General features: G+C 44.1%; 7 protein-coding genes. 4 read left to right on the top strand and 3 right to left on the bottom strand.

Going from position 1 to position 7,483, the window contains the following annotated elements; translation table 11 throughout:
• The coding region (locus BM329_RS10980) for an IS630 family transposase (protein ID WP_245759041.1) at positions 1-515 on the top strand (515 nt) is incomplete at its 5' end.
• 172 nt (positions 516-687) lie between these two features.
• Here BM329_RS10980 and topA read toward each other — a convergent pair.
• Positions 688-3,285, bottom strand: a complete 2,598-nt coding sequence (topA, locus tag BM329_RS10975; protein ID WP_092552998.1) for a type I DNA topoisomerase — start codon at positions 3,283-3,285, stop codon at positions 688-690.
• Between the two features lie 307 nt (positions 3,286-3,592).
• On the opposite strand from topA, the gene BM329_RS14505 reads away from it, so the two are divergent.
• Positions 3,593-3,877 carry a DUF2498 family protein gene (locus tag BM329_RS14505; protein WP_143101238.1) on the top strand — a complete coding sequence of 95 codons (285 nt, stop codon included), beginning with the start codon at positions 3,593-3,595 and terminating at the stop codon, positions 3,875-3,877.
• Here the strand turns inward: BM329_RS14505 and sohB are convergent.
• On the bottom strand, positions 3,837-4,883 hold the full coding sequence (gene sohB, locus BM329_RS10970) for a protease SohB (protein ID WP_092552995.1): 1,047 nt from the start codon (positions 4,881-4,883) through the stop codon (positions 3,837-3,839). The genes BM329_RS14505 and sohB overlap by 41 nt on opposite strands.
• Positions 4,884-5,108: 225 nt before the next feature.
• Between sohB and BM329_RS10965 the strand changes: the two genes are divergently transcribed.
• Both BM329_RS10965 and cobO read left to right on the top strand, forming a co-directional pair.
• Complete coding sequence (locus BM329_RS10965) at positions 5,109-5,876, top strand: YciK family oxidoreductase (protein WP_092552992.1); 768 nt, start codon at positions 5,109-5,111, stop codon at positions 5,874-5,876.
• A complete protein-coding gene (gene cobO, locus BM329_RS10960) occupies positions 5,873-6,469 on the top strand; it encodes a cob(I)yrinic acid a,c-diamide adenosyltransferase (RefSeq protein ID WP_092552989.1) in 597 nt (198 codons plus the stop codon). Before BM329_RS10965 ends, cobO begins: the two co-directional genes overlap by 4 nt.
• 54 nt (positions 6,470-6,523) lie before the next feature.
• Here the strand turns inward: cobO and rluB are convergent, their stop codons facing one another.
• Positions 6,524-7,447, bottom strand: a complete 924-nt coding sequence (gene rluB, locus BM329_RS10955) for a 23S rRNA pseudouridine(2605) synthase RluB (RefSeq protein WP_092552986.1) — start codon at positions 7,445-7,447, stop codon at positions 6,524-6,526.
• Positions 7,448-7,483 lie beyond the last annotated feature (36 nt).

The following is a 7,483-nucleotide window of genomic DNA, read 5'->3' as shown; positions in this document are numbered from 1 at the left end:
CCGCTGACGAACACGCTCGTCAGGTATTTGGCGAGCGTATCCGCCATCATGAGCAGGCGGGCAAACAGATTGTTTATCTGGATGAAAGCGGCTTTGAGCAGTCCATGCCACGTACGCATGGCTATTCGTTAAAAGGGTCCCGCTGTTTTGGTTTACATGACTGGCAGCACAAAGGCCGCATTAATGCCATTGGTGCTATCATTAAAAATACCTTTGTGACCTTAAGTTTGTTTGCCGGAACCATTAATGCGAATGTGTTTCATGCCTGGCTGACACAAGATTTGTTGCCGAAGCTCCCTAAGGGGACAGTGATTGTGATGGATAATGCCCCTTTCCATAAACGCGGTGACACGCGAAAAGCGATAACCGATCACGGATGCCAGTTAGAATGGCTTCCGCCTTACAGCCCAGATTTAAATCCTATCGAAAACAAATGGGCTGAAACAAAAACAACAAGAAGACGAGAAAGATGCTCTATTGATGAGCTGTTTACAGAGCATGTGACTTATGTCTGATTATATTGATTCTGCTATATATTGTGTTCAAATTCTCTTTAAATACAAAAAGCCAGCTTTAAGGGCTGGCTTTTTAGAAAGAAAAGTTATTTTTTAGCAAAAAAAGAAATATCTGTCTGAATATATTTCATCGAATAATACCCAATAATGGGAGTATATAATCATCACACTATTATTTCTCTTTCACCACCCAAGCACCCTCAACAAAAAAGGCAGCCCATCCGGTAGCTTTGCCATTCTTTTCAGAAGAAACATACTGTTGCTTAGTTTTGCGGCTAAAACGCACAACTGTTTTATTTCCTTCAGGATCAATAACGGGTGCTTCTGCCAAGTAACGTAATTTTTCCGACAAACGGTCTTTGAACCGGACAAGCTCCTCAACCAAAGGCGCACGTGTTTCTCGTGATTTCGGGAATGTATTGGCGGCCAAAAATACTCCCGCTGCACCATCACGCAAAACAAAATAAGCATCCGATTTTTCACAGGCCAATTCAGGTAGTGGCACAGGATCTTCTTTCGGGGGCGCAACTTCCCCATTACGTAAGATTTTACGGGTGTTTTTACACTCTTCGTTTGTGCAGCCCATATATTTTCCGAAACGTCCCATTTTCAGGTGCATTTCCGAACCACATTTATCACACTCAACAACAGGGCCATCATAACCTTTGATGCGGAACTCACCCTCTTCAACTTCATAACCGTCACACGCAGGGTTATTACCACATACATGTAACTTGCGCTGGTTATCAATCAAATAGCTATCCATCGCTGTACCACATTTCTTACAGCGACAGCGAGCACGTAAAGCATTAGTCTCCGCATCCTCCCCTTCCAAAATATTCAGAATTTCATTTTCAGGGATCAGGTTAATTGTCTGCTTGCATCGTTCTTTGGGTGATAACGCATAACCCGAGCACCCCAGAAATACCCCCGTCGTTGCCGTGCGAATTCCCATTGGACGATTACAGGTCGGACATTCAATGGAAGTAATTACCATCGGATTTGTACGCATGCCACCTGCATCAGGCTCTTTATTGGCGACATCAAGTTGTTCACTGAAGTTGGAGAAAAATTCATCCAACACACCTTTCCAATCCGCTTCGTTATTAGCAACATGATCGAGCTGGTTTTCCATTCTTGCAGTGAAATCATAGCTCATCAATTCATTGAAATTCTCTTCCAGACGATCATTGACGATTTCACCCATTTTTTCTGCATAGAAGCGGCGGTTTTCAACTCGAACATAACCGCGATCCTGAATGGTTGAAATAATCGAAGCATAAGTTGACGGACGACCAATACCACGTTTTTCCAGCTCTCTGACCAGTGATGCTTCGCTGAAACGCGCTGGCGGTTTTGTAAAGTGCTGACTTGGAAGCAACTGCTGCAAATCAAGTTCCGTACCCGCCTCAATAACTGGCAAGGTATTATCTTCATCTCCCTTGCGCAATGCCGGCATCACTTTCGTCCAACCATCAAAACGCAGCGTACGCCCTTTAGCTCGCAGTTCAAAATCACCAGCCTTAACAGTCAGTGTAGTGGAATCATATTTCGCTGGCATCATCTGGCAAGCAATAAACTGACGCCAGATAAGCTGATATAGTTTCTGAGCATCAGCCTCCATATCTTTCAACTGTTCCGCCATCACTTCAACATTAGAAGGACGGATCGCCTCATGGGCTTCCTGAGAATTTTCTTTGCTGCTATAGATATTGGCACTTTTTGGCAAATATTTGTCACCAAAATACGAACTGATATAACCGCGAACCATGTCCAACGCATCCTGGCTCAAATTAGTCGAATCAGTACGCATATAAGTGATATGGCCCGCTTCATATAAACGTTGCGCCATCATCATCGTTTTCTTGACCCCAAACCCAAGGCGCGTGCTTGCAGCCTGTTGCAATGTTGAGGTAATAAACGGCGCGCTGGGTTTGCTGGAGGTCGGGCGATCTTCACGGTCAACGACCTTATACTTTGCTTTCTCAAGCAGAGATACCGCCGCCTGTGTTTGTTGAGCATTTACTGGCTCGAAAGATTTTCCCTTTTCGTGGGTCACTTCCATACGGAGAGCGATATCTCCCTTAACCACTAAATCCACGTGCAGTTGCCAATACTCTTCCGGCACAAATGCCTTGATTTCACGCTCCCGCTCAACCACGAGGCGAACCGCGACAGATTGAACCCGCCCAGCAGATAACCCTCTGGCAACTTTTTTCCACAGCAGCGGTGAAACCATATAACCGACAACGCGATCCATAAAACGGCGCGCTTGCTGTGCATTAACACGGTCAATATTCAATTCACCCGGTTTATCAAAAGCGTGTGTGATTGCATTCTTAGTAATTTCATTGAATACAACCCGACTGAAACGTGTATTATCCCCACCAATCACTTCCCGCAGGTGCCATGCAATGGCTTCCCCTTCGCGGTCGAGATCCGTTGCAAGGTAGACATGCTCGGCTTTTTCAGCCAACGTTTTCAGCTCCGCGACAACTTTTTCCTTGCCGGGTAAAATCTGGTAATTTGCTTCCCAATCGTGATAGGGATTGACCCCCATACGGCTTACCAGCGCTGTTTTCTCATCTTTTTTTGCTTTCTTTTTATTCTTATCGATAGATGAGCTTGAACTCTTTTGACTCGCTGCCCCACTTGTCGGCAAATCACGGATATGACCCACACTGGATTTCACAACGTAGTCATTCCCCAGATATTTATTAATTGTTTTGGCTTTTGCCGGGGACTCCACTATAACAAGAGCTTTAGCCATAGTTACCTTTACCTAATTATCTTCTTTTCAGATGGCGAAAATCACGGCGTTATGTTGCGATATATAAAATAAAGTCTCTTTTTATATTGCGATAGATTTACAAGATATCAACTAATTTTTATCCTGTGCTTTTGTTTAAGCGCAAAAACCTTTGAAATATTTAAGGTATTTTATATACCAACACAAACCATGCAATTGTATGATTCAACAGTTGTAAACAAAATATTCCATCTGCATGACGAAAAGCCCACACTCTACCTGATAAAAAACGATGCGCAACAACTTATTTATCGAAGGAGTACAATAGATGCAAACTGAAACAATACCTATCAGGCAAGAACAGTTACTGAAAAAAGCAAATGAAATCATAAGGACACCCGAAGATTTTATACAAGGGATGTATGCACTTCATCACTCCGTAACGGTTAACAATAATTATGCGGGTAATAAAAGGCATAACTGCCCTCTATTTACCCGCATGATACTAAAAATGATTTTAACGATTGATTATTGCAATTATATTTTATTAATTATCGCCATAATCCACATTATCATAACAGTGGCTTTTCTCCCCTTTGCCACCAGCGCATAAACAGTTTATCAATATTTTCCACTGTGCCCCCCATAACGCGTTCTAACATGCGTTTACGGCGAGTATAGCTGACACCAATAACTTCACAATGCTCGATTTGTTCAATCAAAAAATCATCGCTGACGCCCACTTCATCAATCAGCCCGTGTTCTTTTGCTTGCATACCATACCAATATTCACCCGTAGCCACATTTTCCACATCCAAAGAAGGACGGTACTGATGAATAAATGATTTAAATAATTTATGCGTTTCATTTAAGTCTTCCTGAAATTTCTTGCGGCCCTGTTCAGTATTTTCACCCAGAACAGTCAAGGTACGCTTATATTCGCCAGCAGTATGCAGTTCTACATCAATATCATTTTTCTTCAATAATCGGTGGAAATTTGGCAATTGAGCCACAACACCAATGGAGCCAATAATCGCAAAAGGTGCAGCGATGATGCGATCGGCCACACAGGCCATCATATAGCCACCACTTGCCGCCACTTTATCCACAACTACCGTCAGACGTACTTCTTTTTGCCGCAAACGGACTAATTGAGATGCGGCCAGTCCATAGCCATGCACCATGCCTCCAGGACTTTCCAACCGTAGCAAAACTTCATCTTTTTTATTTGCCACCGCCAATACAGCGCTGATTTCCTCACGAAGGGAATCAACCTCATGGGCATCCATACTGCCTTTAAAATCCAGAACATAAAGACTCGGTTTCTGTAAGCCTTTCTGACCCGTTTTAGCCGCCGTTTTCTTCTGTTTGGCATCATTTTTTTGTTGCTTTTTTAATGACTTTTGCCAGATTTTTCGTTCTGCCTCACTCATTCGGGCTTGCTGCATCTGGCGTTGTTTCTTCTTATATGACTCCCCAAGATTAGTCAGCCTTAACTCTCCTTTCTGAATGGTTTTACGTACACCCAATCCAATACTAAATAACGCCAGAACGGCGACCACTAATACTACAGTAAGCACTTTGGCCAAGAACAATCCGTATAGAGACAAATATTCCACAGATCTACCTTTATTACCTATGATGAACAATATGTTTCATTTTAGCTAAAAACTGGAAGCAGCGCTCTAACAGTTTACTTAACTCTTTTTTAATTAAGGCTTACTCTCATTCACTGATTTGGACAAATTTGACGAAGGCTTTAAGTTTTGTTTTGATGATAGCCTGCATGTGCCATCCTGAAATGGCGAATATCAGGTTTACAAGAATCACAGGAAGATTGTTCGATGTTTAATTACCAACCCAATCATGATCTGCTGCAACACAAAATTATTTTAGTAACCGGTGCTGGCGATGGTATTGGGCGTGAAGCCGCTCTGACTTATGCCCGCCACGGTGCACAAATTATTCTTCTGGGGCGAACTACCGCGAAGCTCGAAGCAGTGAAACAGCAAATTGAAAATGATGGGGGCTTGCCTGTCAGCATTTATACAATAGATCTTTTGACGGTGACCGCACAAGAATGCCAGGATTTCTCCAGGAAGCTGGCACGGCATTATCCCCGTCTGGATGGTGTTTTACACAATGCAGGGCTTCTTGGCGTTGTCGCACCTATCATAGAGCAACCCGCACAACTTTGGCATGATGTAATGCAAGTAAATGTCAATGCAACTTTCATGCTGACTCAGGCACTAATTCCTCTGTTACTAAAAGCGCCCAGCGGCGCTTTAATATTTACCAGTTCCAGCGTAGGGCGTGAAGGGCGAAGTGGCTGGGGTGCCTATTCTGTTTCCAAATTTGCCACAGAAGGTTTTATGCAGATTTTGGCGCAAGAATATCAAGACACTTCCCTGCGTATTAATTGTATCAATCCTGGTGGGACTCGTACCAGTATGCGTGCCAGTGCATTTCCTGATGAGAACTCAGCCAAACTAAAAACACCAGCAGATATTATGCCTGTCTATCTTTATGTTATGGGTGATGATAGCCTGAATGATTCTGGCATCAGTTTTGATGCTCAACCCGGTCGCAAAGCGGGACCTGCTAAATCATGACGAGAAATAACAGTCAGTACCACAAAAGACAACAACGTCTGAAAGAAAAAGTCGATGCCCGTATTGAGGCAGCACAGCAAGAACGCGGGATCGTCATTGTATTCACCGGAAACGGAAAAGGAAAAACTACCGCTGCATTCGGCACCGTCACTCGTGCAATCGGGCATGCTCAGCGCGTTGGCGTGATCCAATTTATCAAAGGGACATGGGAAAGCGGTGAAAGAAATTTGCTGGCACAGCAAGGGATTAAATTTCATGTAATGGCAACAGGTTTCACATGGGAAACACAAAATCGTGAAACAGACACCGAAGCTTGCCAAACTGCATGGAAACATGCCTTGACGATGTTGTCCGATCCTTCATTGCATCTTGTAGTTTTGGATGAACTGACTTATATGGTCAGCTACGGTTATCTGGAACTGGCGGATGTTCTAACTGCACTCAAACAGCGCCCTTCACACCAGAGTGTGATAATCACTGGTCGAGGATGTCACAGAGAGTTACTGGAATATGCTGATACGATTACAGAGATGCGACCGGTAAAGCACGCTTTTGATGCCGGCATTAAAGCACAGAAAGGCATTGATTGGTAAAGCAAACCCGCTGTTTCAGTTTATACCAACATATTGAAACAGCGGGTTGAGATATTAACGACCTTTAGGTGTCGTTTTTCTGCCGGCATTCTGGCGAGAGCTACTTGCAGGACGTTTTCCCGCTGGACGGGATGCAACCTTAGCATGTCGTTTCACTGCACGACGGATCTGGTTAGCCTTAATGCGGCGTTGATCACGCTCAACAGCTACTTTCGTCACCATTTCATCACTCAAACCAACCAATTGACGTAAATAGTTAGTCTGTTCCAGTCCCAACTCAGTCCAACCAGCACGTGGCAAACCTTTTGGCAGGTCGATATCGCCATAACGTACACGGATCAGGCGGCTGACCTGCACGCCGACAGATTCCCACAACCTTCTGACTTCACGGTTACGGCCTTCCGTCAATGTGACGTTGTACCACTGGTTAATACCTTCGCCGCCTTTAAATGTAATGGTTTTGAATGATGCGGGTCCATCTTCCAATTGAACGCCTTGGGTCAACTGACGAAGTTTTGCATTATCAACTTCACCGAAAACACGGACAGCATATTCACGTTCTACTTCACGGCTCGGATGCATCAGACGGTTGGCTAATTCCCCATCGGTTGTAAACAACAGTAACCCGCAAGTATTGATATCCAAACGTCCCACCGCTATCCATCGCGCATCCTGCATTCTTGGCAAACGCTCAAATACGGTCGGACGACCTTCGGGATCATGGCGGGTACATAGCTCACCTTCCGGTTTATAGTAAGCCAGAACACGGCAAACTGATTTCTGTGGCTCTTTGATATTTAAAATCCGCCCATCCAGACGAATTTTTACTGAGGGCTTAACTTCAATTCGATCACCCAACGTTGCGGTTTTGCCATTGATGCTGATACGCCCTTGTTGAATATATCCTTCAATTTCGCGACGGGAACCATGACCAGAACGCGCAAGAACTTTTTGTAACTTTTCTGTTTTATCGCTCATTGAGCAACCTCTATTGTCGCCTTCACAGGCGTCGTA

This window comes from Xenorhabdus koppenhoeferi (genome assembly GCF_900116635.1).
GTDB classification, from domain to species: Bacteria; Pseudomonadota; Gammaproteobacteria; order Enterobacterales; family Enterobacteriaceae; genus Xenorhabdus; species Xenorhabdus koppenhoeferi.
The sequence above is the reverse complement of the archived record's forward strand: the minus strand, read 5'-3'. Positions and strand labels throughout refer to the sequence as shown.

Bases quoted from the DNA above. Each gene is read 5' to 3' on its own strand.
- topA (WP_092552998.1), bottom strand. From the start codon at position 3,285: ATGGCTAAAGCTCTTGTTATAGTGGAGTCCCCGGCAAAAGCCAAAACA.
- BM329_RS14505 (WP_143101238.1), top strand. From the start codon at position 3,593: ATGCAAACTGAAACAATACCTATCAGGCAAGAACAGTTACTGAAAAAA.
- BM329_RS10965 (WP_092552992.1), top strand. From the start codon at position 5,109: ATGTTTAATTACCAACCCAATCATGATCTGCTGCAACACAAAATTATT.
- cobO (WP_092552989.1), top strand. From the start codon at position 5,873: ATGACGAGAAATAACAGTCAGTACCACAAAAGACAACAACGTCTGAAA.
- rluB (WP_092552986.1), bottom strand. From the start codon at position 7,447: ATGAGCGATAAAACAGAAAAGTTACAAAAAGTTCTTGCGCGTTCTGGT.